We start from the raw sequence: 22,016 nt of genomic DNA on the forward strand, positions 1-22,016 counted from the left end.
TGAAGGGGCAGGCCCCCGACAGGCTCATCTCAAGAGGAATGAACCGATGCGTTCAGGTGTGATTGCACAAAAGTTGGGAATGACCCGGGTCTACAATGACGCCGGCGATCATGTGCCCGTAACCGTCTTGCGGTTGGAAAACTGCCAGGTGGTGGCCCAGCGTACGGAAGAGAAGAATGGCTACACTGCCGTTCAGCTCGGTGCCGGCGTTGCCAAGGTCAAGAATACATCCAAGGCTATGCGCGGCAACTTTGCCATCGCTAATGTCGAACCCAAGGCCAAGGTGGTCGAGTTCCGTGTGAGCTCGGACAACTTGATCGATGTCGGGTCTGAGATCACTGCTGGGCATTTCATTGCCGGCCAGCTGGTCGATGTCTCCGGTGTCACCCAGGGTAAGGGCTTTGCCGGCGCCATGAAGCGTCACGGATTTGGCGGTCTTCGCGCCACCCACGGCGTTTCGGTCTCGCACCGTTCGCACGGCTCGACCGGTTCCAACCAGGATCCGGGCAAGGTCTGGAAAGGCAAGAAGATGGCCGGTCACATGGGCAGCACCCGCGTGACGACCCAGAACCTTGAAATCGTCTCGACCGATGTCGATCGTGGACTGATCCTGATCAAGGGCGCGGTTCCGGGCTCCAAGGGCACCTGGATTGTCGTCCGCGACGCAGTCAAGTCCGGCATCCCGGCTGATGCGCCTCTTCCTGCAGCGCTCCGCGCAGCAGCCAACGTATCGAATGAGGGAGCCGAATAATGGATCTCACCGTCACCACACTTGAGGGCAAGGACGCAGGAAAGATTTCGCTTTCCGACGCGATCTTCGGCCTCGACCCGCGCCAGGATCTGATCCAGCGCATGGTGCGCTGGCAGCTTTCCAAGAAGCAGCAGGGCGGTCACAAGACCCTCGGCCGCTCGGAAGTCGCCCGCACAGGCGCCAGGATGTACAAGCAGAAGGGCACCGGTCGCGCCCGTCACCATGCGGCAAGTGCGCCGCAGTTCCGTGGCGGTGGTCGGGCTCATGGCCCGGTTGTTCGCAGCCATGCCCACGATCTGACCAAGAAGGTCCGCGCGCTCGCTCTGCGTCACGCGCTGTCCTCCAAGGCCAAGTCGTCCGACATCATCATCATGGACAGCCTCACGGCTGCCGAGGTCAAGACCAAGGCGCTCACCGGTTCGCTGTCAAAGATGGGCCTGACCAATGTTTTGTTCATCGGCGGTGCCGAGCTTGATCAGAACTTCCGTCTTGCCGCCAAGAACATCCCGAATGTGGATGTGCTTCCGGTGCAGGGCATCAACGTCTACGACATTCTGCGTCGCGGCAAGCTGGTCTTGTCCAAGGATGCTGTCGCTGCTCTGGAGGAGCGCTTCAAATGACGGATATTCGCCATTATGATGTGATCGTCTCTCCGGCGATCACCGAAAAGTCGACCATGGTGTCCGAACAGAACCAGGTTGTCTTCAATGTCGCGCGGCGCGCTTCCAAGCCTGAAATCAAGGCTGCGGTTGAAGCGCTCTTCGGGGTCAAGGTTACTGCGGTCAATACGCTGCTGCGCAAGGGTAAGACCAAGCGCTTCCGCGGAATCGCCGGCCGCCAGTCTGATGTTAAGAAGGCGTATGTGACGCTTGCCGAAGGTCAGTCGATCGACGTCTCCACCGGTCTGTAAGGTCCGCGCGGGAACAAGCCCCCAAAAGGGAACAGGAAAATGGCACTGAAAAGTTACAATCCGACGACCCCGAGCCAGCGTCAGCTGGTCATCGTTGATCGTTCGGGTCTTCATCGCGGGAAGCCGGTCAAGTCCTTGACCCAGGGCCTCCACAGCAAGGGTGGCCGCAACAATGCCGGCCGGGTTACAGCCCAGTCGATCGGTGGTGGTCACAAGCGCACCTACCGCATGGTTGATTTCAAGCGTCGCAAGTTCGACGTTGAAGCCACCGTGGAACGCATGGAATACGATCCGAACCGGACCGCCTTCATCGCGCTCATCACCTATGCGGATGGCGAGAAGTCGTACATCCTGGCGCCGCAGCGTCTGACTGCTGGCGACAAGGTGATCTCGTCCGACAAGGCTGTGGACGTGAAGCCCGGCAACTGCATGCCGCTTCAGTTCATGCCGGTTGGCACGATCATCCACAATATCGAGATGAAGCCGGCCAAGGGCGGTCAGATTGCCCGTTCGGCTGGTGGATATGCCCAGCTGGTCGGTCGCGACCAGGGCATGGCGATCCTCCGTCTCAATTCGGGTGAACAGCGTCTGGTTCAGGGCACTTGCCTTGCCACCGTCGGCGCCGTTTCCAACCCGGACCACGGCAACATCAACGACGGCAAGGCTGGTCGTTCGCGCTGGAAGGGCAAGCGTCCGCATGTCCGCGGCGTTGCGATGAACCCGGTCGACCACCCGCACGGCGGCGGTGAAGGCCGTACCTCGGGCGGCCGTCACCCGGTCAGCCCCTGGGGCAAGCCAACCAAGGGCAAGCGCACACGCTCGAACAAGTCGACCGACAAGTTCATCATGCGCTCGCGCCATCAGCGTAAGAAATAAGAGAGGAAGTCTCCAATGGCTCGTTCAGTATGGAAAGGTCCGTTTGTTGACGGCTATCTTCTCAAGAAGGCTGAGAAGGTTCGCGAAGGCGGCCGCAATGAAGTGATCAAAACCTGGAGCCGCCGCTCCACCATCATGCCGCAGTTCGTCGGCCTGACATTCGGCGTCTACAACGGAAACAAGCACATTCCGGTCAACGTGTCCGAGGACATGGTCGGCCAGAAGCTTGGCGAATATTCTCCGACGCGGACCTATTATGGCCACGGCGCCGACAAGAAAGCTAAGAGGAAGTAACAATGAGCAAGGCAAAAACCGAACGCCGGCTCAAGGACAACGAGGCGCAGGCCGTAGCCCGCACCCTTCGCGTCAGCCCGCAGAAGCTCAATCTGGTTGCGGCCTTGATCCGTGGCAAAAAGGTTGATCGCGCATTGGCGGAACTTGAGTTTTCTCGCAAGCGCATCGCCATGACCGTCAGAAAGACGCTTGAATCCGCGATCGCGAACGCCGAGAACAACCATGATCTCGATGTTGATTCGCTGTTCGTTGCAGAAGCGTTCGTCGGCAAGTCCATCGTCATGAAACGCTTTCATGCTCGCGGTCGTGGTCGTTCGTCGCGGATTGAAAAGCCGTTCGCTCATTTGACCATCGTCGTGCGCGAGATGGAAGCCAAAGGGGAGGCCGCGTAATGGGTCAAAAAATCAATCCAATCGGTTTTCGCCTCGGCATCAACCGCACCTGGGACAGCCGTTGGTTCGCCGACAATGCCGAATATGGCAAGCTGCTGCATGAAGACCTGAAGATCCGCAAATATCTTCTGGCCGAACTCAAGCAGGCCGGCATTTCCAAGGTCGTCATCGAGCGCCCGCACAAGAAGTGCCGCGTCAGCATCCATGCTGCCCGTCCCGGCCTGATCATCGGCAAGAAGGGCGCAGACATCGAAAAGCTGCGTCGCAAGCTGTCGGAAATGACCCAGTCGGAAACGCACCTCAACATCATCGAAGTCCGCAAGCCGGAAGTTGATGCCGTGTTGGTCGCGCAGTCGATCGCCCAGCAGCTCGAACGCCGTATCGCGTTCCGTCGCGCCATGAAGCGTTCGGTCCAGTCCGCCATGCGTCTGGGTGCCGAAGGCATCAAGATCACCTGCGGCGGTCGTCTCGGCGGTGCCGAAATCGCACGTACGGAATGGTACCGCGAGGGCCGGGTTCCGCTTCACACTCTGCGCGCCGATATCGATTACGGCACCGCGGAAGCGAAGACTGCTTATGGAATTTGCGGCGTCAAGGTCTGGATCTTCAAGGGCGAAATTCTTGAGCATGATCCAATGGCGTCTGAACGCCGAGCCACTGAAGGCGACGCTTCTGGCGGCAATCGCCGGCGCGAACACGCCTGATTTTGCCCCAGTGCAGACAATTCGGAGAATTAGACAATGTTGCAGCCAAAGCGTACTAAGTACCGCAAGCAATTCAAGGGCCGCATCAAGGGCGTCGCCAAGGGCGGCTCTGACTTGAATTTCGGGGCCTATGGCTTGAAGGCACAAGAGCCTGATCGCGTCAACGCGCGTCAGATCGAAGCTGCCCGCCGTGCCATCACGCGTCACATGAAGCGTGCAGGCCGTGTGTGGATCCGCATCTTCCCTGACGTGCCGGTCACATCCAAGCCGACGGAAGTCCGCATGGGTAAGGGCAAGGGTTCGGTCGATTACTGGGCTGCAAAGGTCAAGCCCGGCCGTATCATGTTTGAAATTGACGGTGTCAGCGAAGAGCTCGCCCGTGAAGCTCTGCGCCTCGGCGCTGCCAAGCTCTCGGTCAAGACGCGCTTCGTACAGCGCATCGCAGAGTAAGGAGACGCACCATGAAAGCCGCAGATGTTCGCGCCATGAGCGTCGACCAAATCAATGATGAGCTTGCCAAGCTGAAGAAAGAGCAGTTCAACCTGCGTTTCCAGGGCGCCACCGGCCAGCTCGAAAAGACATCGCGCGTTCTTGAAGTCCGCCGCGATATCGCTCGCATCAAGACTATTGCCCGCCAGAAGGCGGCAGTGGCCAAAGCCTAAGGACGAATAAAATGCCAAAACGCATTCTGCAGGGCACTGTTGTCAGTGACAAGAACGAGAAGACCGTGGTTGTCCGGGTGGAACGCCGTTTCGCGCATCCGGTCATGCGGAAGATTGTTCGTCGCACCAAGAATTACAAGGCGCATGACGAGACCAATCAGTACAAGGTAGGGGATGAGGTTGCCATTCAGGAATGCGCGCCGATCTCCAAGGACAAGCGCTGGACGGTTGTTTCAGCGACAGAAGCCTGATTGAACGGCTTTTGCGGCAGGGAGCTCTTGCACCTTGCCGCGAATCCTGTATGACACAGGCATTGGCGCAAGAACGCCCCGGTGACGGGCGTTCTTCTGCTTTCAGCGCACGGAAGGTCCCTTGAGGGAAACCACCCTGACACTATCCTTCTCGCGCAAGATAGAATTGATTCATAAGCTGGTATAGGGGGCCTTTGCGCCCAACCGTGCCGGTAACAACAAGAAGGCGGCCTGATATGATTCAGATGCAAACAAACCTCGACGTCGCGGATAATTCCGGCGCTCGTCGTGTCATGTGCATCAAGGTTCTGGGCGGTTCCAAGCGGAAATATGCTTCCATCGGCGACATCATTGTCGTCTCGATCAAGGAAGCCATTCCGCGCGGCCGCGTCAAGAAGGGTGATGTGATGAAGGCGGTAGTCGTACGCACTGCCAAAGACATTCGCCGCGCCGATGGCAGCGTGATCCGGTTCGACCGGAATGCAGCCGTCCTGATCGACAACAAGAAAGAGCCGATCGGCACCCGTATCTTCGGACCGGTTCCGCGCGAATTGCGCGCCAAGAGCCACATGAAGATTATCTCCCTGGCTCCTGAAGTGCTGTAAGGAACGAACCGATGCAAAAGATCCGCAAAGGCGACAAGGTCGTCGTTCTGACCGGCAAGGACAAGGGCCGTACTGGCGAAGTTCTTGCTGTGATGCCTAAGGAAGACCGGGCAGTAGTCCGTGGTCTGAACGTGGTCAAGCGCCACCAGCGCCAGACCCAGACCCAGGAAGCCGGCATTATCAACAAGGAAGCCTCGCTTCATATCTCCAATCTCGCATTTGCCGATCCCAAGGACGGCAAGCCGACCCGGGTCGGATTTCGCGTAGAAGGCGATAAGAAGGTGCGCGTGGCTAAGCGTTCGGGAGTGGTCATCGATGGCTGAAGCAAAATATGAGCCGCGGCTCAAGACAGACTACAATGATCGCATCCGCCAGGCCATGCAGGAAAAGTTCGCTTACGCGAACGTGATGCAGATCCCGCGTATGGACAAGATCGTGATCAATATGGGCGTTGGCGAAGCCACTGCCGATTCCAAGAAGCCCGCGATTGCGGCTGAGGATCTTGCAGCGATTGCCGGTCAGAAGCCGGTCATCACCCGCGCCCGCAACTCGATCGCCGGCTTCAAGCTGCGTGAACTGATGCCGATTGGCGCCAAGGTCACGCTGCGCGGAGCCCGCATGTATGAGTTCATGGATCGCCTGATCACCATCGCGCTTCCGCGCGTTCGTGACTTTCGCGGCCTGAACCCGAAGAGCTTTGACGGCCGTGGCAATTTCGCCATGGGCATCAAGGAGCACATCGTGTTTCCGGAGGTCAACTACGACAAGGTTGATCAGATCTGGGGCATGGACGTCATCGTTTGCACGACGGCGAAAACGGACGACGAAGCACGGGCTCTCCTGACAGAGTTCAACTTCCCGTTTCCGAAGTAATCGTAACGGCATTCGTGGAAAAGGATATCTGATATGGCGAAAGTCAGCGCAATTGAAAAGAACAAGCGCCGCCGCAAGCTGGTCGAACGCGACGCATCGAAGCGCGCCGCTCTGAAGGCCATCACGCACAACCAGGAGCTTCCGATCGAGGAACGCTTCCGCGCAACCCTGAAGCTGGCCGAAATGCCGCGCAACGGGGCCAAAATTCGCGTTCGCAATCGTTGCGAAGTTACCGGCCGCCCGCGCGCCTATTATCGCAAGCTGGGCATGTCGCGTATCGCATTGCGTGAACTCGGGTCGATGGCCAAGGTGCCCGGCCTGGTCAAGTCGAGCTGGTAAGGAGCGCGCAATATGGCAATGACAGATCCTCTGGGTGATATGCTCACCCGCATTCGTAACGGTATTGCTCGCCGCAAGTCGTCGGTTTCGACTCCTGCCTCGAAGTTGCGCGCTCGCGTGCTCGACGTGCTGGAAGCCGAAGGCTACATCCGCGGATACACCGAAGTGGCATACGACAATGGCAAGGCTGAACTGAGCATCGAGCTCAAGTATCATGAAGGCGCGCCCGTGATCCGTGAGATCGCCCGTGTTTCCAAGCCCGGCCGGCGTGTATACGTCTCCGTTAAGTCCATTCCTCAGGTCGCCAACGGCCTCGGTATCACGATCCTTTCGACTCCGAAGGGCGTTTTGGCCGATCACGTTGCGCGCGAGCACAATGTTGGTGGTGAGGTTCTCTGCTCGATCTTCTGATCGGGCAGGATCTCAAACTCTAACAGACAGGTTGAACAATGTCTCGTATCGGTAAAAAACCCGTCCCGGTTCCGGCCGGTGTCACCGCGACGATTGAAGGCCAGAAAGTGGTCGTCAAGGGTCCCAAAGGTGAATTGTCCTTCGTCGCTAATGACGAAGTCACTGTGAAGCTTGAAGACAACGCTGTTGTCGTCACGCCGGTGGACAATTCCAAGGACGCCCGCTCCAAATGGGGCATGTCGCGCACCATGGTTTCCAACATCCTGACCGGGGTGAAGGACGGCTACGTACGCAAGCTCGAAATCAACGGCGTGGGTTACCGCGCTGCCATGCAGGGCCGTAACCTGCAGCTGGCACTTGGTTTCAGCCATGATGTCGTTTATCACCCGCCGGAAGGCGTCGACATCGCTTGCCCCAAGCCGACGGAAATCGTCATCACCGGCATCAACAAGCAGGTGCTTGGCCAGGTGGCTTCGGAGATCCGCGCGTACCGCAAGCCTGAGCCTTACAAGGGCAAGGGCGTCAAATATGCTGAAGAGCGGATTGTCCGCAAAGAAGGCAAGAAGAAGTAAGGAAGACGCGAAATGGCTAACAGGAAACAATCCCTTACGCGTCGGTCCGATCGTGTCCGTCGCCAGCTCAAAGCGGTGGCCAATGGCCGTCCGCGCCTGTCGGTTCATCGCTCGTCGAAGAACATCTATGCGCAGATCATTGATGACGCCGCAGGCCGCACGCTTGCTGCAGCATCAACGCTTGACACCGGCCTTCGGGGCGATCTCAAGACGGGCGCTGACACATCTGCCGCTGCAGCGGTTGGCAAGCTGATTGCCGAACGTGCAACAGAAGCAGGCGTCAAGGATGTGGTCTTCGACCGCGGTGCCTTCATCTATCACGGCCGTATCAAGGCCCTCGCAGAAGCTGCCCGCGAAGGCGGTCTGAGCTTCTAACTCAACCCAGCCGATTGATTCCGGAAAAGAATAAGGAACAGGACAATGGCCAAGGAAGGTCGCCGCGACAACCGCGGTAGAGACGACGAGCGCGATAGCGAATTCGTCGACAAGCTCGTACACATCAACCGCGTTGCCAAGGTCGTCAAGGGCGGCCGTCGCTTCGGTTTCGCAGCCCTGGTGGTTGTTGGAGATCAGAAGGGCCGAGTTGGCTTCGGACACGGCAAGGCGCGTGAAGTGCCGGAAGCGATCCGCAAGGCGACAGAATCCGCCAAGCGCGATCTGATCTTCGTGCCGTTGCGCTCCGGCCGGACCCTGCACCACGATGTGCATGGCCGTCACGGTGCCGGCAAGGTTCTGCTTCGTGCAGCCAAGCCTGGTACGGGTATCATCGCCGGTGGTCCGATGCGTGCAGTGTTCGAAACGCTCGGCATGCAGGACGTTGTGGCCAAGTCGACGGGTTCATCCAATCCGTACAACATGGTCCGCGCCACTTTTGACGCGCTCAAGAACCAGGTCCACCCAAAGGACATCGCTTCTCAGCGCGGCATGAAGTATTCCACGCTCCAGGAACGCCGTGGTGTAACCACGGGCGCCGAAGAGTAATCGGGCGTCTGCCTTTATTCGTATTAGGGAGCCAACACCATGGCTGACAATAAAAAGGGCAAAACGGTCACCGTCGAACAGACCGGCAGCCCGATTCGCCGCCCGAACGTTCAGCGTCAGACGCTGATCGGCTTGGGCCTCAACAAGATGCACCGCGTCCGGACCCTCGAGGACACACCGTCCGTTCGTGGCATGATCCGCTCGGTCAGCCACCTCGTTCGCGTTGTCGACGAGAAGTGAGTGGGAGTGAACTGTCATGAAACTCAATGAGATCACCGATAATGAAGGTGCCAACAAGAACCGCAAGCGCGTAGGTCGCGGTATCGGTTCGGGTACCGGCAAGACCGGCGGCCGCGGCGTCAAGGGACAGAAGTCCCGTTCCGGCGTTGCCATCAACGGTTTTGAAGGCGGCCAGATGCCAATCTACCGCCGTCTGCCGAAGCGCGGCTTCAACAACATCTTCTCGTCCGACTTCAACACTGTGTCGCTCGGCCGGATCCAGACCGCCATCGATGCGGGCAAGCTCGACGGCAAGAGCCTGATCGACGCCTCCGCCCTGAAGGCTGCCGGCGTGATCCGCCGCATCAAGGATGGCGTCCGCGTCCTCTCTGACGGCGAGCTGAAGGCCAAGGTCAACCTCGAAGTTGCCGGCGTTTCGCGCGCTGCAGCCGAAAAGGTCGAAAAGGCCGGCGGCAAGATCAAGTTGCTCGCACCGGCGCCTGCGCCTGCAGCGGCTGCTGAAGAATAATACGTAAATAATAACCGCCCGGTGCTTCACATCGGGCGGTTTTCGTCCCATATGGGATCGGTCGACGCGCAAGCTTGCGTCGGCAGGGCAGGCGCCAGGCACATTTCAATCCGGCCTGGCCGCATCGTCCGGTGACACCAACACAGACCCTCCGGAGATGATCGGGTTCATCAGCGCCGGATGGGCCGCGCGGAGAACGCAATGGCATCTGCAGCCGAACAACTTGCTTCCAATTTGAATTTTTCGGCTTTTTCCAAGGCGGAAGACCTGAAGAAGCGGATCTGGTTTACCCTTGGCGCACTGCTTGTGTACCGGCTTGGAACCTACATTCCGCTTCCCGGCATCAATCCTGCGGCTTTCGCGCAGGCCTTTGAAGGGCAGGCGGGCGGTATTTTGGGCCTGTTCAACATGTTTGCCGGTGGCGCAGTTGAGCGCATGGCGATCTTTGCACTCGGCATCATGCCCTATATTTCGGCCTCCATTATCATTCAGTTGATGACCTCCGTCGTCCCCACGCTTGAGCAGCTCAAGAAAGAGGGCGAGCAGGGCCGCAAGATCATCAACCAGTACACCCGCTACGGCACGGTGCTGCTCGGCACGGTGCAGGCCTACGGCATCGCCGTCGGCCTCGAATCAGGCAACGGCATCGTCACCGATCCGGGCTGGTTCTTCCGCATCGCCACCGTCATCACGCTGGTCGGCGGCACCATGTTCCTGATGTGGCTCGGCGAGCAGATCACCGCCCGCGGTATCGGCAACGGCATTTCGCTGATCATCTTCTCCGGTATCGTTGCAGCACTGCCCACCGCAGTGGCGGGAACGCTTGAACTTGGCCGCACCGGCGCGCTGTCGACTGGCCTGATCATCGCCGTGATCGTCGTCGCCATCGCAGTGATTGCCTTCATCGTGTTCATCGAACGCGCGCAGCGGCAGTTGCTGATCCAGTATCCGAAGCGCCAGGTCGGCTCGCGCATGTTCCAGGGCGACACCTCGCACCTGCCGCTCAAGCTCAACACTGCCGGCGTGATCCCGCCGATCTTTGCCTCGTCTCTGTTGCTGCTGCCGGCCACGGTCGCCGGATTCGCCAATAGCGGCGGCAATCTGCCAGGCTGGGCCTCGACGCTGCTTGCCTCGCTGGGCCACGGCCAGCCGGCCTATATGGCGCTCTATGCGCTGATGATCGGCTTCTTCGCATTCTTCTACACCGCCATCGTGTTCAATCCGAAGGACACCGCTGACAACCTCAAGCGTCATGGCGGCTTCATCCCGGGTATCCGTCCGGGCGAACGGACGGCGGAATATATCGATTACGTGCTGACGCGAATCACCCTGATTGGCGCCATGTACCTGATTTTTGTTTGTCTCTTACCCGAATTTCTAATCGCGCAGACCGGCGTTCCGTTCTATCTGGGGGGGACATCGCTTTTGATCGTCGTCTCGGTGACGCTCGATACGGTGGCGCAGGTTCAGGGACATCTGATTGCCCAGCAATATGAGGGGTTGATCAAGAAGTCCAAACTTCGGGGAGGCAAGAAGGGCAGATGAGACTTATACTTTTGGGACCACCAGGCGCGGGCAAGGGGACTCAGGCCCAGCGTCTGGTTGAGAAGTATTCCATTCCGCAATTGTCCACGGGCGACATGTTGCGGGCGGCCGTCACAGCGGGCACCGAAGTCGGCAAGCGCGCCAAGGCTGTCATGGATGCCGGAGAGCTGGTGTCCGACGACATCGTCAACGCGATCGTGTCCGACCGCATCGACGAACCGGATTGTGCACGGGGCTTCATCCTTGATGGATATCCGCGCACCCTGGTTCAGGCCGACGCGGTTGAAGCCATGCTTAACAGCAAGGGGCTGAAGCTGGATACGGTGATCGAGCTGGTTGTCGATGACAAGGCGCTTGTCGGGCGTATCATCAAGCGCGCCGAGGAAGCTGCAGCTGCAGGCCAGCCGGTGCGCAAGGACGACAATGCTGAGGTGTTCGAAGAGCGCTTGCGCGAATATTACAAGAAGACCGCGCCATTGACCGGCTATTATTATGCCAAGGGCGCCTTGCGCACGGTTGACGGCATGGCCTCGATCGAAGCGGTGACCGAAGAGATCGATACCGTCCTGGCATCGCTCTGATCGGTTGAAGATTGTCTCTAGGCCGGCTTTCCCTGATGGAAGCCGGCCTTTTGATCGGCAGGCTGCGGAAATAACATCGCGGCAAAGCTTGACGAAAGCCTTGCTGTTCCGCTATGAGCCCTGCAACTCGCCACATGCAAGCGATCGGTGCGATTCCCTTGAAACTGAGGGACTCGGCTCTGGTCGCTTTTAAGTGTGCCGGGACCGAGCTTGAGAATAGGCTCCGATCGGCCGGTTGGCCGGGCGGAGTTGGACTGGACTACCCCGCAAGGGCCGGCCTCCACCGGACGCGGGTCAATGATAACCCGCCGGCGCGACCGGCCCACATGGAGAAGCACATGGCCCGCATAGCAGGCGTAAACATTCCGACAAACAAGCGCGTGATCATCGCGCTGACCTACATTCACGGCATCGGCCAGAAGTTCGCCGCCGAGATCGTTGAAAAGGCCGGCATTCCCCTGGATCGCCGCGTCAACCAGTTGACCGATTCCGAAGTGCTGCAGATCCGCGAAACCATCGACCGCGACTATCAGGTTGAAGGCGATCTGCGCCGCGAGAATTCGATGAACATCAAGCGTCTGATGGACCTGGGCTGCTACCGCGGTCTGCGCCATCGTCGCGGCCTGCCGGTGCGCGGTCAGCGGACCCACACCAATGCACGCACCCGCAAGGGGCCTGCACGGGCGATTGCCGGCAAGAAGAAGTAATTAGTGGAACGAGCCTGACCCGGCGGCGACAGCCTTGCCACGTTCGGTCTGATGACCGGCGTGTCGATGTTTTCGCCTCGGGTCCGGTGAATTCCGGTGGAGCCGCTGGTGCTACGGCGGTGCTGATATCTCGAAAGGATAAACAATGGCCAAGGAAGTCGCACGCGTCAAACGGCGCGAACGCAAGAACATCTCGTCGGGCGTTGCCCATGTCAGCTCGACATTCAACAACACGATGATCACCATCACCGACGCGCAGGGCAACACGATCTCCTGGTCGTCAGCCGGTGCCAAGGGTTTCAAGGGCTCGCGCAAGTCGACCCCGTTCGCAGCCCAGATGGCTGCTGAAGATGCTGCCAAGAAGGCGCAGGATCACGGCATGAAGACGCTGGAAGTTGAAGTTTGCGGTCCCGGTTCGGGTCGTGAATCGGCACTTCGCGCTCTGCAGGCCGCCGGTTTCACCATCACTTCCATCCGTGATGTGACCCCGATCCCGCACAATGGCTGCCGCCCGCGCAAGAAGCGTCGCGTCTAGTACAGGTTCCAAATTTTTCGACGGGTCGGGCTTTGCCTGCGCCCGTCTGATCCTCTTCTCACTTGGCCGTCACGATTGGATGGTGCGGCAACAGGAAGGCAGCAGATATGATTCAGAAAAACTGGCAGGAATTGATCAAGCCGAGCAAGGTCGAGTTCAACATCTCCGGCCGCACCAAGGCGTCCGTCGTTGCTGAACCGCTCGAGCGCGGTTTCGGCCTGACACTGGGCAATGCCCTGCGTCGCGTCCTTCTGTCCTCACTGCGTGGCGCTGCCGTCACCGCAGTGCAGATCGACGGCGTGCTGCATGAATTCTCTTCGATCCCGGGCGTTCGGGAAGATGTCACCGACATCATCCTCAACATCAAGGAAATCGCCATCCGCATGGAAGGCGACGAAGCCAAGCGCATGGTTGTCCGCAAGCAGGGTCCCGGTGTGGTCCGTGCAGGCGACATCCAGACCGTGGGCGACATTGAAATCCTCAACCCGGAGCATGCCTTGTGCACGCTCGATGAGGGCGCTGAAATCCGCATGGAATTCACCGTCAACAACGGCAAGGGCTATGTGCCTGCAGACCGCAATCGTGCAGAAGATGCGCCGATCGGCCTGATTCCGGTCGACAGCCTCTATTCGCCGGTCAAGAAGTGCTCCTACAAGGTGGAAAACACCCGCGAAGGACAGGTTCTCGATTACGACAAGCTGACGCTGAACATCGAAACCGATGGTTCGGTCAGCGGCGAGGATGCTGTTGCCTATGCAGCCCGCATTCTTCAGGACCAGCTCGGTGTGTTCGTCAACTTCGACGAGCCGCAGAAGGAAGTTCACGAGGAAACGGTCGCCGAACTCGCATTCAATCCTTCGCTTCTCAAGAAGGTCGACGAATTGGAGCTTTCGGTCCGCTCGGCAAACTGCCTGAAGAACGACAACATCGTCTATATCGGCGACCTGATTCAGAAGACCGAAGCCGAAATGCTCCGGACTCCGAACTTTGGCCGCAAATCACTCAACGAGATCAAGGAAGTCTTGGCTTCCATGGGCCTGCATCTGGGTATGGAAGTTCCATCCTGGCCGCCGGAAAACATCGAAGATCTCGCCAAGCGTTACGAAGACCAGTATTAAACCGTCAAACGGCAGGCGTGCGCCTGCATGTGAAGGAGACTAGCCATGCGCCACGGAAATTCAGGTCGCAAGCTGAACCGCACTTCTAGCCACCGCAAGGCGATGTTCGCCAACATGGCGGCTTCGCTCATCGAACATGAGCAAATCGTGACAACCTTGCCGAAAGCCAAGGAAATCCGCCCGATCGTTGAAAAGCTTGTCACCCTCGGCAAGCGCGGTGATCTGCATGCCCGCCGCCAGGCGATCTCGCAGATCCGCGACAACGAAGTTGTTCGCAAGCTGTTCGACACGATCGCCACACGTTACGCCACGCGTCACGGCGGCTATATTCGCATCATGAAGGCCGGTTACCGCACCGGCGACAACGCGCCGATGGCTGTTGTTGAATTCGTCGATCGCGATCCGGAAGCAAGGGGTTCCAAGGACCGCGCCCGCGTCGCCCTGGAAGTTGCTGCCGAAGAAGAAGCCGCGTAAGCGCTTCTGATTAGCCAGTTGGCAGAATTTGAAAGGCCGGGTGCTTCATGCGCCCGGCCTTTTGCTGTCGAGACAGCGGGAATGTGCAGGGTCATGGGAGCGCGGCGAATTGCTGCCCTTCAGCCCTTCATTCGGCTTGCGCCTGCGTCCGGGCAAATCCGGTCTTGATCTCTCGCCTTGAGCGCCTCCAGGCCATGTAGCGCGGCCGCACAAGCCGCCAACCGAGCAACAATGTCACCAGCCCGGCATAGATCAGTTGCTCCGGCCCGATCACCTTGACTGCAAGGCAGAAATGCAGCGCGCCGGCAGCCGCAATCGGGTAGATCAGCCGGTGCAGCTTTCCCCATCCGGTTCCCAGTCTGTGGATCGACCAGCGGTTCGATGTCAGCGCCAGCGGAACCAGAGCCACGAATGCCGCCATGCCGATCGTGATGAACCACCGCTTGTAAATGTCCTCGACAATCACACCCAGCGCCAGCCGCTTGTCGAGCACCATATAGGCGAGGAAATGCATCGCCACATAATAGAATGCCAGCAGTCCAAGGGCGCGGCGATAGCGCAGCCAGTTGATGCCCGCGAGATCCCTCAGCGGCGAGATCGCCAGCGTCAGGATCAGGAACCGCAAGGCCCATTCGCCGAGCAGATGCTCGAATATCTTGACCGGATTGCCGATCAGTTGCCCGGTGGCGCCGAGATAGAATGTCCAGACCGCGGGCAGGAGGCCGAGGCCATAGAGCGCCCAGATTGATGCGGCGTGAAACCGTTTTGGCAAGGCGGGCAGGGGCATGGTCAGAAATTGGCTTTCAGATCCATGCCGGCATAGAGGCCGGCGACCTCGTCGCCATAGCCGTTGAACGGCAGCGTCGGTCGGTCATTGGAGCCAAAGAAGCCGCCGCCGCCGATGCGGTTTTCGGTGGCCTGGCTCCAGCGCGGGTGGTCGACGGCCGGATTGACGTTGGCATAAAATCCGTATTCGCCCGGCGCCAGCCGGTTCCAGGTCGAGGCCGGCTGATCTTCGGTCAGCGTGATGCGCACAATCGACTTGATGCCCTTGAAGCCATATTTCCACGGCGTCACCAGCCGCACCGGCGCGCCGTTCTGGTTGGGCAGGGTCTTGCCATACATGCCCATCGACAGGATGGTCAGTGGGTGCCGCGCCTCATCGAGCCGCAGGCCTTCGACATAGGGCCAGTTGAGCGGCTGGAACAGCCCGCGCTGCCCTGGCATCTCGTCAGGCCGGACAATGGTTTCGAAGGCGACATATTTGGCGCTGCCAAGCGGCTCGACCCTGTCGAGCAGGCCGGCGAGGGACACGCCGATCCAGGGGATCACCATCGACCAGGCCTCGACGCAGCGCATCCGGTAGATGCGTTCCTCGAGGCCAAGCGCCATCAGCGCGTCGAGATCGAATTCGGCCGGTTTGTTGACCAGACCGTCGACCATGATGGACCAGGGCCGCGGATTGAAATCTGCGGACTTGGCAGCCGGGTCGGCCTTTCCGGTGCCGAATTCATAAAAATTGTTGTAGCTGGTGGCGTCCGCTTCCGGCGTGATCTCTTCTTCCGGATCGTAACCGCCGGGCGAAAACTGCAGGTCCGCCTGCGTGGCACCCGATGCAAGTGACGGCGCAGCCAGAGTGAGGCCGCCGGCCGCCGCCATGCGCAGCATCTCACGCCTGTTGAAATAGCTGGCTTCCGGCGTGATCTCGGAACCGGCGATGGCAGTTGGACGATAAACCCGCATGGGGTGGCGCTCCCTGGAAGCAATGGACGATGCATGCTTGAATTTTCATCCATGATATACATTTGAACAGCACAGCAAAGCATTTGCCCGACCACGTTTTCGTGTAGACCGGGTGATCGCAGGGTCTCGAGCCCGGCAAACGGACTGCGGTTGCGATTGCCTCCCCCGTGCGCCGGCGCTGCCAGCAAGCGGCCAAACTCATGGTGACTTTACCGGGTCATTAAGGTCATACTGCTCAAATCACTGAGGATTCCCGTCATGATTCCAGATCGTTCGCGCCGACGCGCATTGCCGCTTGTGCTTTTGGCTGTTGTCGCCCTGACCTCGTTCGGTCCGGTCCAGTCCGGGGCCGAGCAGTCCGTGACCGACACGATCGGCAATATCTTCCGCGGCGTCCTTGGAAATGACGGGGACAAGCCGGATGAGGCGACAACCGGCACGGCCGCGCCGGAGCCGGTGATACGCCGCGCGCCGCCACGGTCGCAGGCCGACATGATGCAATCCTTTTCCCCGCTGGTCAAAGCCACCGCACCAGCTGTGGTCAATGTCTATGCCGACCGCCGGGTCCAGCGCAGCGTGTCGCCTTTTGCGGGGGATCCGTTCTTCGAGCGTTTTTTCGGCCAGCAGATGCCCAACCGCACTGAACGGCAGTCCTCGCTCGGTTCGGGCGTCATCATTGAAAGCCGCGGCATTGTCGTTACCAACAACCACGTCATCAAGGATGCCGACGATATCCGGGTGGCACTGACCGACGGCCGCGAATTCAACAGCCGGATCCTGCTCAAGGATGAGCGCTTCGATCTCGCCATCCTGCAGATCGAAGGCGAGGGCCCGTTCCCGGCGATTGAATTCGGCGACACCGACGCCATCGAGGTCGGCGACATCGTGCTCGCCATCGGCAATCCCTTTGGTGTCGGTCAGACGGTAACCAGCGGCATCGTCTCGGCGCTGGCGCGTAACCGGGTCGGCATCTCCGATTTCGGCTTTTTCATTCAGACCGACGCGGCGATCAATCCCGGCAATTCCGGTGGTGCGCTGATCGACATGAATGGAAATCTGATCGGAATCAACACCGCCATCTTCAGCCGGTCCGGCGGCTCCAACGGCATCGGCTTCGCCATTCCCGCAAATCTGGTGCGCGCCGTCGCCCAGACCGCCGAATCCGGCGGCGACGTGTTCGAGCGCCCCTATATCGGCGCCACCTTCGAAAACGTGACGCCCGACATTGCCGAAGCGCTCGGCCTCGAACGCGCCACCGGCGCACTGGTGACTGATGTCGCCGAGGATGGCCCGGCGGGCAAGTCCGGCCTGCGCGCCGGCGATATCATCGTCGGTTTCAACGGCCAACCGATCGAGCATCCCGATGCTCTGGGCTACCGCCTTGCCACCACCGGCGTCGGTGCTGTGGCGGAACTGGACGTGCTCAGCCGCAAGGGGCGCAAGACCGTTGAGATAACGCTGCAGGCCCCGCCGGAAGATGACCCGCGCGACCGCCGCCAGCTGCAGGGCAAGAACCCGTTTTCGGGCGCTATTGTTTCCAACATCACGCCGCGCATTGCCGAACAACTGCGGCTGCCGCCATCGATTGACGGCGTCATTATCACCGAGGTACCGGGCAACTCGCTGGCCGGGCGCTACGGTTTCCGCCCCGGCGATCTGATCGCCGAGATCAATGGCGTAGACATTGCCAATGTCGATATTCTCGAACAGACACTGGATCGCGGCGCCCGGTTCTGGCGGTTTGAAATTGTACGCGGCGGCCAGCGCATCCGTCAGATCATAAGGTGAAGCCATGAGTGATCTGTTCGCCACTCCCGACGCGGCCAATAGCGGGCGCCGTCCGCTTGCCGACCGCCTGCGGCCGGCCACCCTGGCCGAAGTCACCGGCCAGCCGCATCTCACCGGCGAGGATGGCGCGATCACCCGCATGATCGCCTCGGGCAGTCTCGGCTCAATGATCTTCTGGGGGCCTCCGGGCACCGGCAAGACCACCGTGGCGCGCTTGCTGGCCGGCGAGACCGATCTGGCATTCGACCAGATATCGGCAATCTTTTCGGGCGTTGCCGATCTGAAAAAGGTGTTCGAATCCGCCCGCGCGCGGCGCATGGGCGGGCGGCAGACCCTGTTGTTCGTCGACGAGATCCACCGCTTCAACCGGGCCCAGCAGGACAGTTTCCTGCCGGTGATGGAGGACGGCACAATCGTGCTGGTCGGCGCCACCACTGAGAACCCGTCCTTTGAACTCAACGCCGCGCTCTTGTCGCGCGCCCGGGTGCTGACCTTCAAGTCCCATGACGAGGAAAGCCTCGAAAGCTTGCTTGTCCGCGCCGAGGAAGACACCGGCAAACCCTTGCCGCTCGATGAGAATGCCCGGCTGAGCCTGCTCAGGATGGCCGATGGCGATGGCCGTGCGGTGCTGACACTGGCCGAGGAGGTCTGGCGCGGCGCCCGCGACGGCGAGATTTTTGACACCGAGGCGCTGGTCAGGATCGTCCAGCGCCGGGCACCGGTCTATGACAAAGGCCAGGACGGACACTACAACCTGATTTCCGCCCTGCACAAATCGATCCGAGGCTCCGATCCCGACGCGGCACTCTATTACCTCTGCCGCATGCTCGACGCCGGTGAAGATCCGCTGTTCTTGTGCCGCAGACTGGTCCGCATGGCCTCGGAAGAAATCGCCATGGCCGATCCGCAGGCATTGGTGATCGCCAATGCCGCCAAGGAGGCCTATGATTTTCTCGGCTCGCCCGAGGGCGAACTGGCGCTGGCCCAGGCCTGCGTCTATCTCGCCACGGCGCCCAAATCCAATTCGGTCTACACCGCCTACAAGGCGGCCATGCGCGCCGCCAAGGAGGGCGGCTCGCTGCTGCCGCCCAAGCACATCCTCAATGCGCCGACCAAGCTGATGAAGGCCGAGGGCTACAATGAGGGCTACCGCTACGACCACGACCAGCCCGATGCCTTTTCCGGACAGGACTATTTCCCCGAAGCCATGGGCCGCAAGACATTTTACGATCCGGTCGAACGCGGCTTCGAACGCGACATCCGCAAACGGCTGGATTTCTGGTCCCGGCTGAGAAAAGAACGCGGCGGCAAGGGGTAGGGCTCGCACGCCCGCTGTGCCATTGCAGATAGTCCCGACACCCTCAGCTGAAATCCGTCGCGGCTTGACCTTGGTCAATGCGGGCGACACCGTGTGAGAGGCATAGTCGGCTTGAGATGATCAAGGAGGACGTGCGATGACCGTTCTGGTTCTATACGCCACGGTTGAAGGCCAAACCCGCAAGATTGCCGAGCATGCCGCAGCACAGCTCGAGTCGCTGGGGCAGGGCGTGGTGCTGGCCGATATCAGGGAGCCCGGATTTGCAATTCCGGGCCGCTTCGACGGCGTGCTGCTATGTGCACCGATTCACATCGGGCGCTATCCTGACTCGGTTGTGCAGTTCCTGATCGACTGGAAAGCGGCGCTGGCCGATGTCCCGACCGCATTCGTCTCGGTCACGCTCGCCATTTGCAGCAAGGATGCCGACGACAGGGCCGAGGCCGAAGGTTTGCCGGCCAAGCTCGAAAAGAAGACCGGCTTTCACATGAACCGGGTTCATCACGCCGCCGGTGCGCTGAAATTTCTCGAATATGATTTCTTCAAGCGCATGCTGATGCGCCAGATTGCAGCATCTGAGGGCGGCCCGGTCGATACCAGCCGCGATCATGAATTCACCGACTGGGACGCGCTCGACCGCTTCATCGGCGAGTTTGCCGATGATGTGGCGCTTGCGGCAAGAGCCTGAGGCGGCACTGAGCCTGCAAGGCATGAAAGGTGTATCTGCTGAAATCTCCGGTGCGCGGCGCCGAAAGCTTTATTGCGCCTTTGTTTTGAGCTAAGCAGACGCCATGAACGCTCTCGTGCTTGTTTTTCTCGGTGGTGGCCTGGGCGCCGTGTCCCGGCATCTTTCCGGGATGGCGGTGATGCGCCTGTCCGGGCCCGGATTTCCCTGGGGCACGATGGTGGTCAACATCATCGGGTCGCTGGCCATGGGCCTGCTGATTGCCTGGCTCGCTCGCCGATCATCGGGTGACGCGGATTTGCGATTGCTGCTGGCAACCGGTTTTTTGGGTGGTTTTACCACCTTTTCTGCCTTTTCGCTCGATGCAGTGTCGCTTTACGAGCGCGGTGCGTTGACGGCGGCGGCAGCCTATGTGATTGCCAGCGTCACAGTTTCCATCTTGGCGTTGTTTGGCGGGCTTTTGTTGGCGCGCCAGCTGTAATCACGCAAGTTAAAGAGATAATCGATATGGCGGGCGTACAGCTCATACAGGTTGATCCTGAAGAATCGGGCATGCGGCTCGATCGCTGGTTCAAGACACATTTTCCGGGTCTCGGTTTTGCCCAGCTGCAAAAGCTGCTGAGATCCGGACAGATCCGCGTCGACGGTGGCCGGGTCAAGACCGACCGCAGGGTACATGCCGGCGAGACCGTGCGGGTGCCGCCGATGGATGTCGACGAAAAGCCCACCGGTCCGCTGACCGCCAACACCATCAAGAACCGCGCCGACGACGATGTGCTGCGGCAGATGCTGTTGCACGAGGACGACAAGGTGCTGGTGTTCAACAAGCCCGCCGGTCTTGCCGTGCAGGGCGGCTCCGGCGTGACCCGCAATGTGGACGAAATGCTGGAAGCCTGGCGCAACAAGAAGGGCGAGAAGCCGCGGCTGGTGCACCGGCTCGACCGCGATACCGCCGGCGTTCTGGTGGTGGCCCGCAGCCGCAGTGCGGCGCAGTCGCTGACAGCCGCCTTCCGCGAGCGCACCACCAAGAAGACCTACTGGGCGCTGGTCCGCGGCGTGCCGCGCGAGAAGGAAGGCAAGATCTCGACCTGGCTGATCAAGGAAGCCACTGATGATGGCGACCGGATGCGCGTCGCCAAGCATGGTGAGCAGGGCGCTGATCATGCCGTGTCCTACTACAAGATCATCGACAAGGCCGCCCAGAACCTCGCCTGGGTCGAGTTCGAGCCCTATACCGGCCGCACCCACCAGCTGCGCATTCATGCGCTGCATATGGGCCATCCGATCATCGGTGATCCGAAATATTACCAGTTCGATCCCAACTGGGAATTCCCCGGCGGCATCCAGAAGCGCCTGCATCTGCTGGCGCGGCACATTTCGGTGCCGCATCCCGATGGCGGCCGGCTTTCGGTCACCGCGCCATTGCCGCCGCACATGGTGCAGAGCTGGAACCTGCTCGGCTTTGACGAGGCCACCGGCGGGGAGCCTGACGAATGAAGCTCGCCCTGTTTGATTGCGACGGCACCATCGTTGACAGTGCCGCGGTCATCCATGCCTGCATGGAGCGCACATTCGAGGATTTCGGCCAGGTCCGGCCGGGTCTGGATCACACCAAATCGATCATCGGGCTGACGCTCGATATCGCCATTGCGCAGATGCTCAACCGCATCGTCGATCCGGAAATCACCGCGATGACGGCGCGTTACAAGGAGCATTTCATGCTCTACCGGCAAAGCGGCGGTCTGCTCGAGCCTGCCTATGACGGTTTGCTGCCGCTGATTAAGGCGCTGGCCGCGCGCGATGATGTCATTCTCGGCGTGGTCACCGGCAAGTCCCGCCGCGGTCTCGACGCCATCCTGGCCCATCACGATTTGACTCAGTCCTTCTTTGTCACCCGCACCGCCGATGACTGCCCCTCCAAGCCGCATCCGGCGATGGTGCTGGAATGCTGTGCGGCCGCAGGAATTGAACCGGCGCAGACGACGGTGATCGGTGACGCGGTCTATGACATGCAGATGGCGGTCAATGCCGGTGCGCGCGCCATCGGCGTGTCCTGGGGCTATGGTCCCGTGGATGCGCTCACGGCATCGGGCGCCGGACATGTGGTCACCACCGCCGGTGAAATTGCCACCCTTATCTAACGACAGGAGACATGG

At 60.2% G+C, this 22,016-nt stretch carries 34 protein-coding genes; 32 read left to right on the forward strand and 2 right to left on the reverse strand.

Annotation, left to right across the window (positions count from 1 at the left end; genetic code table 11):
* Positions 1 to 46: 46 nt before the first annotated feature.
* The 26 genes from rplC (at position 47) to rplQ (ending at position 14,329) form a co-directional block, all read left to right on the forward strand.
* A complete protein-coding gene (gene rplC / locus OEG82_RS11960; protein WP_267612666.1) occupies positions 47 to 751 on the forward strand; it encodes a 50S ribosomal protein L3 in 705 nt (234 codons plus the stop codon).
* On the forward strand, positions 751 to 1,371 hold the full coding sequence (gene rplD / locus OEG82_RS11965) for a 50S ribosomal protein L4 (protein WP_267612667.1): 621 nt from the start codon (positions 751 to 753) through the stop codon (positions 1,369 to 1,371). The genes rplC and rplD overlap by 1 nt, the downstream gene beginning before the upstream one ends.
* Positions 1,368 to 1,661, forward strand: a complete 294-nt coding sequence (locus OEG82_RS11970; RefSeq protein WP_047030250.1) for a 50S ribosomal protein L23 — start codon at positions 1,368 to 1,370, stop codon at positions 1,659 to 1,661. The genes rplD and OEG82_RS11970 overlap by 4 nt, the downstream gene beginning before the upstream one ends.
* Positions 1,662 to 1,700: 39 nt before the next feature.
* Entirely contained in the window at positions 1,701 to 2,537 is an 837-nt protein-coding gene (gene rplB, locus OEG82_RS11975; protein WP_267612668.1) for a 50S ribosomal protein L2, read from the forward strand.
* A gap of 15 nt (positions 2,538 to 2,552) precedes the next feature.
* Complete coding sequence (rpsS, locus tag OEG82_RS11980; RefSeq protein ID WP_267612669.1) at positions 2,553 to 2,831, forward strand: 30S ribosomal protein S19; 279 nt, start codon at positions 2,553 to 2,555, stop codon at positions 2,829 to 2,831.
* A 2-nt stretch (positions 2,832 to 2,833) separates the two neighbouring features.
* Complete coding sequence (gene rplV, locus OEG82_RS11985) at positions 2,834 to 3,223, forward strand: 50S ribosomal protein L22 (RefSeq protein ID WP_267612670.1); 390 nt, start codon at positions 2,834 to 2,836, stop codon at positions 3,221 to 3,223.
* The gene (rpsC, locus tag OEG82_RS11990; RefSeq protein ID WP_267612671.1) at positions 3,223 to 3,927 is read left to right on the forward strand and encodes a 30S ribosomal protein S3; all 705 of its coding nucleotides are present in this window, start codon (positions 3,223 to 3,225) and stop codon (positions 3,925 to 3,927) included. Before rplV ends, rpsC begins: the two co-directional genes overlap by 1 nt.
* A gap of 36 nt (positions 3,928 to 3,963) precedes the next feature.
* Positions 3,964 to 4,377, forward strand: coding sequence for a 50S ribosomal protein L16 (rplP, locus tag OEG82_RS11995; RefSeq protein ID WP_045648399.1), 414 nt, complete (start codon positions 3,964 to 3,966; stop codon positions 4,375 to 4,377).
* Positions 4,378 to 4,388: 11 nt separating this feature from the next.
* A complete protein-coding gene (gene rpmC, locus OEG82_RS12000) occupies positions 4,389 to 4,589 on the forward strand; it encodes a 50S ribosomal protein L29 (protein WP_267612672.1) in 201 nt (66 codons plus the stop codon).
* An 11-nt stretch (positions 4,590 to 4,600) separates the two neighbouring features.
* Positions 4,601 to 4,840 carry a 30S ribosomal protein S17 gene (rpsQ, locus tag OEG82_RS12005; RefSeq protein WP_047030244.1) on the forward strand — a complete coding sequence of 80 codons (240 nt, stop codon included), beginning with the start codon at positions 4,601 to 4,603 and terminating at the stop codon, positions 4,838 to 4,840.
* 236 nt (positions 4,841 to 5,076) lie between these two features.
* On the forward strand, positions 5,077 to 5,445 hold the full coding sequence (rplN, locus tag OEG82_RS12010) for a 50S ribosomal protein L14 (protein ID WP_035528307.1): 369 nt from the start codon (positions 5,077 to 5,079) through the stop codon (positions 5,443 to 5,445).
* Positions 5,446 to 5,456: 11 nt separating this feature from the next.
* Positions 5,457 to 5,768 carry a 50S ribosomal protein L24 gene (gene rplX, locus OEG82_RS12015; protein WP_267612673.1) on the forward strand — a complete coding sequence of 104 codons (312 nt, stop codon included), beginning with the start codon at positions 5,457 to 5,459 and terminating at the stop codon, positions 5,766 to 5,768.
* Positions 5,761 to 6,318 (forward strand): 50S ribosomal protein L5, encoded by a 558-nt coding sequence (gene rplE, locus OEG82_RS12020; protein ID WP_267612674.1) that lies wholly within the window; start codon positions 5,761 to 5,763, stop codon positions 6,316 to 6,318. The genes rplX and rplE overlap by 8 nt, the downstream gene beginning before the upstream one ends.
* Before the next feature lie 33 nt (positions 6,319 to 6,351).
* Positions 6,352 to 6,657: a 30S ribosomal protein S14 gene (gene rpsN / locus OEG82_RS12025; RefSeq protein ID WP_267612675.1), complete on the forward strand. Its 306-nt coding sequence runs from the start codon at positions 6,352 to 6,354 to the stop codon at positions 6,655 to 6,657.
* Positions 6,658 to 6,669: 12 nt separating this feature from the next.
* Complete coding sequence (gene rpsH / locus OEG82_RS12030) at positions 6,670 to 7,068, forward strand: 30S ribosomal protein S8 (protein WP_045648393.1); 399 nt, start codon at positions 6,670 to 6,672, stop codon at positions 7,066 to 7,068.
* A 38-nt stretch (positions 7,069 to 7,106) separates the two neighbouring features.
* Positions 7,107 to 7,640 (forward strand): 50S ribosomal protein L6, encoded by a 534-nt coding sequence (rplF, locus tag OEG82_RS12035; RefSeq protein ID WP_267612676.1) that lies wholly within the window; start codon positions 7,107 to 7,109, stop codon positions 7,638 to 7,640.
* Positions 7,641 to 7,652: 12 nt separating this feature from the next.
* On the forward strand, positions 7,653 to 8,015 hold the full coding sequence (gene rplR / locus OEG82_RS12040) for a 50S ribosomal protein L18 (RefSeq protein WP_267612677.1): 363 nt from the start codon (positions 7,653 to 7,655) through the stop codon (positions 8,013 to 8,015).
* 45 nt (positions 8,016 to 8,060) lie between these two features.
* On the forward strand, positions 8,061 to 8,621 hold the full coding sequence (gene rpsE, locus OEG82_RS12045; protein ID WP_047030238.1) for a 30S ribosomal protein S5: 561 nt from the start codon (positions 8,061 to 8,063) through the stop codon (positions 8,619 to 8,621).
* Positions 8,622 to 8,660: 39 nt separating this feature from the next.
* A complete protein-coding gene (gene rpmD / locus OEG82_RS12050) occupies positions 8,661 to 8,861 on the forward strand; it encodes a 50S ribosomal protein L30 (RefSeq protein ID WP_267612678.1) in 201 nt (66 codons plus the stop codon).
* Between the two features lie 16 nt (positions 8,862 to 8,877).
* Positions 8,878 to 9,369: a 50S ribosomal protein L15 gene (gene rplO, locus OEG82_RS12055; RefSeq protein WP_267612679.1), complete on the forward strand. Its 492-nt coding sequence runs from the start codon at positions 8,878 to 8,880 to the stop codon at positions 9,367 to 9,369.
* Positions 9,370 to 9,570: 201 nt separating this feature from the next.
* Entirely contained in the window at positions 9,571 to 10,914 is a 1,344-nt protein-coding gene (gene secY / locus OEG82_RS12060) for a preprotein translocase subunit SecY (RefSeq protein ID WP_267612680.1), read from the forward strand.
* Complete coding sequence (locus tag OEG82_RS12065; RefSeq protein WP_267612681.1) at positions 10,911 to 11,495, forward strand: adenylate kinase; 585 nt, start codon at positions 10,911 to 10,913, stop codon at positions 11,493 to 11,495. The genes secY and OEG82_RS12065 overlap by 4 nt, the downstream gene beginning before the upstream one ends.
* A gap of 338 nt (positions 11,496 to 11,833) precedes the next feature.
* Complete coding sequence (gene rpsM, locus OEG82_RS12070; RefSeq protein ID WP_267612682.1) at positions 11,834 to 12,202, forward strand: 30S ribosomal protein S13; 369 nt, start codon at positions 11,834 to 11,836, stop codon at positions 12,200 to 12,202.
* A 145-nt stretch (positions 12,203 to 12,347) separates the two neighbouring features.
* Positions 12,348 to 12,737, forward strand: coding sequence for a 30S ribosomal protein S11 (gene rpsK, locus OEG82_RS12075; protein WP_047030232.1), 390 nt, complete (start codon positions 12,348 to 12,350; stop codon positions 12,735 to 12,737).
* A gap of 107 nt (positions 12,738 to 12,844) precedes the next feature.
* Positions 12,845 to 13,855 (forward strand): DNA-directed RNA polymerase subunit alpha, encoded by a 1,011-nt coding sequence (locus tag OEG82_RS12080; protein ID WP_267612683.1) that lies wholly within the window; start codon positions 12,845 to 12,847, stop codon positions 13,853 to 13,855.
* A gap of 45 nt (positions 13,856 to 13,900) precedes the next feature.
* A complete protein-coding gene (gene rplQ / locus OEG82_RS12085; RefSeq protein ID WP_267612684.1) occupies positions 13,901 to 14,329 on the forward strand; it encodes a 50S ribosomal protein L17 in 429 nt (142 codons plus the stop codon).
* Between the two features lie 127 nt (positions 14,330 to 14,456).
* Here the strand turns inward: rplQ and msrQ are convergent, their stop codons facing one another.
* A complete protein-coding gene (msrQ, locus tag OEG82_RS12090; RefSeq protein WP_267612685.1) occupies positions 14,457 to 15,116 on the reverse strand; it encodes a protein-methionine-sulfoxide reductase heme-binding subunit MsrQ in 660 nt (219 codons plus the stop codon).
* A 2-nt stretch (positions 15,117 to 15,118) separates the two neighbouring features.
* A complete protein-coding gene (msrP, locus tag OEG82_RS12095) occupies positions 15,119 to 16,072 on the reverse strand; it encodes a protein-methionine-sulfoxide reductase catalytic subunit MsrP (RefSeq protein WP_267612686.1) in 954 nt (317 codons plus the stop codon).
* A gap of 258 nt (positions 16,073 to 16,330) precedes the next feature.
* Between msrP and OEG82_RS12100 the strand changes: the two genes are divergently transcribed.
* The 6 genes from OEG82_RS12100 to OEG82_RS12125 all read left to right on the forward strand — a co-directional run bounded on the left by OEG82_RS12100 (position 16,331) and on the right by OEG82_RS12125 (position 22,001).
* Positions 16,331 to 17,860 carry a DegQ family serine endoprotease gene (locus OEG82_RS12100; RefSeq protein ID WP_267612687.1) on the forward strand — a complete coding sequence of 510 codons (1,530 nt, stop codon included), beginning with the start codon at positions 16,331 to 16,333 and terminating at the stop codon, positions 17,858 to 17,860.
* A gap of 4 nt (positions 17,861 to 17,864) precedes the next feature.
* Positions 17,865 to 19,178: a replication-associated recombination protein A gene (locus OEG82_RS12105; RefSeq protein ID WP_267612688.1), complete on the forward strand. Its 1,314-nt coding sequence runs from the start codon at positions 17,865 to 17,867 to the stop codon at positions 19,176 to 19,178.
* A 136-nt stretch (positions 19,179 to 19,314) separates the two neighbouring features.
* Positions 19,315 to 19,863 (forward strand): flavodoxin domain-containing protein, encoded by a 549-nt coding sequence (locus OEG82_RS12110; RefSeq protein ID WP_267612689.1) that lies wholly within the window; start codon positions 19,315 to 19,317, stop codon positions 19,861 to 19,863.
* A 103-nt stretch (positions 19,864 to 19,966) separates the two neighbouring features.
* The gene (gene crcB / locus OEG82_RS12115) at positions 19,967 to 20,341 is read left to right on the forward strand and encodes a fluoride efflux transporter CrcB (RefSeq protein WP_267612690.1); all 375 of its coding nucleotides are present in this window, start codon (positions 19,967 to 19,969) and stop codon (positions 20,339 to 20,341) included.
* A 26-nt stretch (positions 20,342 to 20,367) separates the two neighbouring features.
* The gene (locus OEG82_RS12120) at positions 20,368 to 21,357 is read left to right on the forward strand and encodes an RluA family pseudouridine synthase (RefSeq protein WP_267612691.1); all 990 of its coding nucleotides are present in this window, start codon (positions 20,368 to 20,370) and stop codon (positions 21,355 to 21,357) included.
* Complete coding sequence (locus tag OEG82_RS12125; protein WP_267612692.1) at positions 21,354 to 22,001, forward strand: HAD-IA family hydrolase; 648 nt, start codon at positions 21,354 to 21,356, stop codon at positions 21,999 to 22,001. Before OEG82_RS12120 ends, OEG82_RS12125 begins: the two co-directional genes overlap by 4 nt.
* Positions 22,002 to 22,016: the final 15 nt, after the last annotated feature.

It is taken from the genome of Hoeflea ulvae (assembly GCF_026619435.1).
Classification (GTDB): domain Bacteria; phylum Pseudomonadota; class Alphaproteobacteria; order Rhizobiales; family Rhizobiaceae; genus Hoeflea; species Hoeflea ulvae.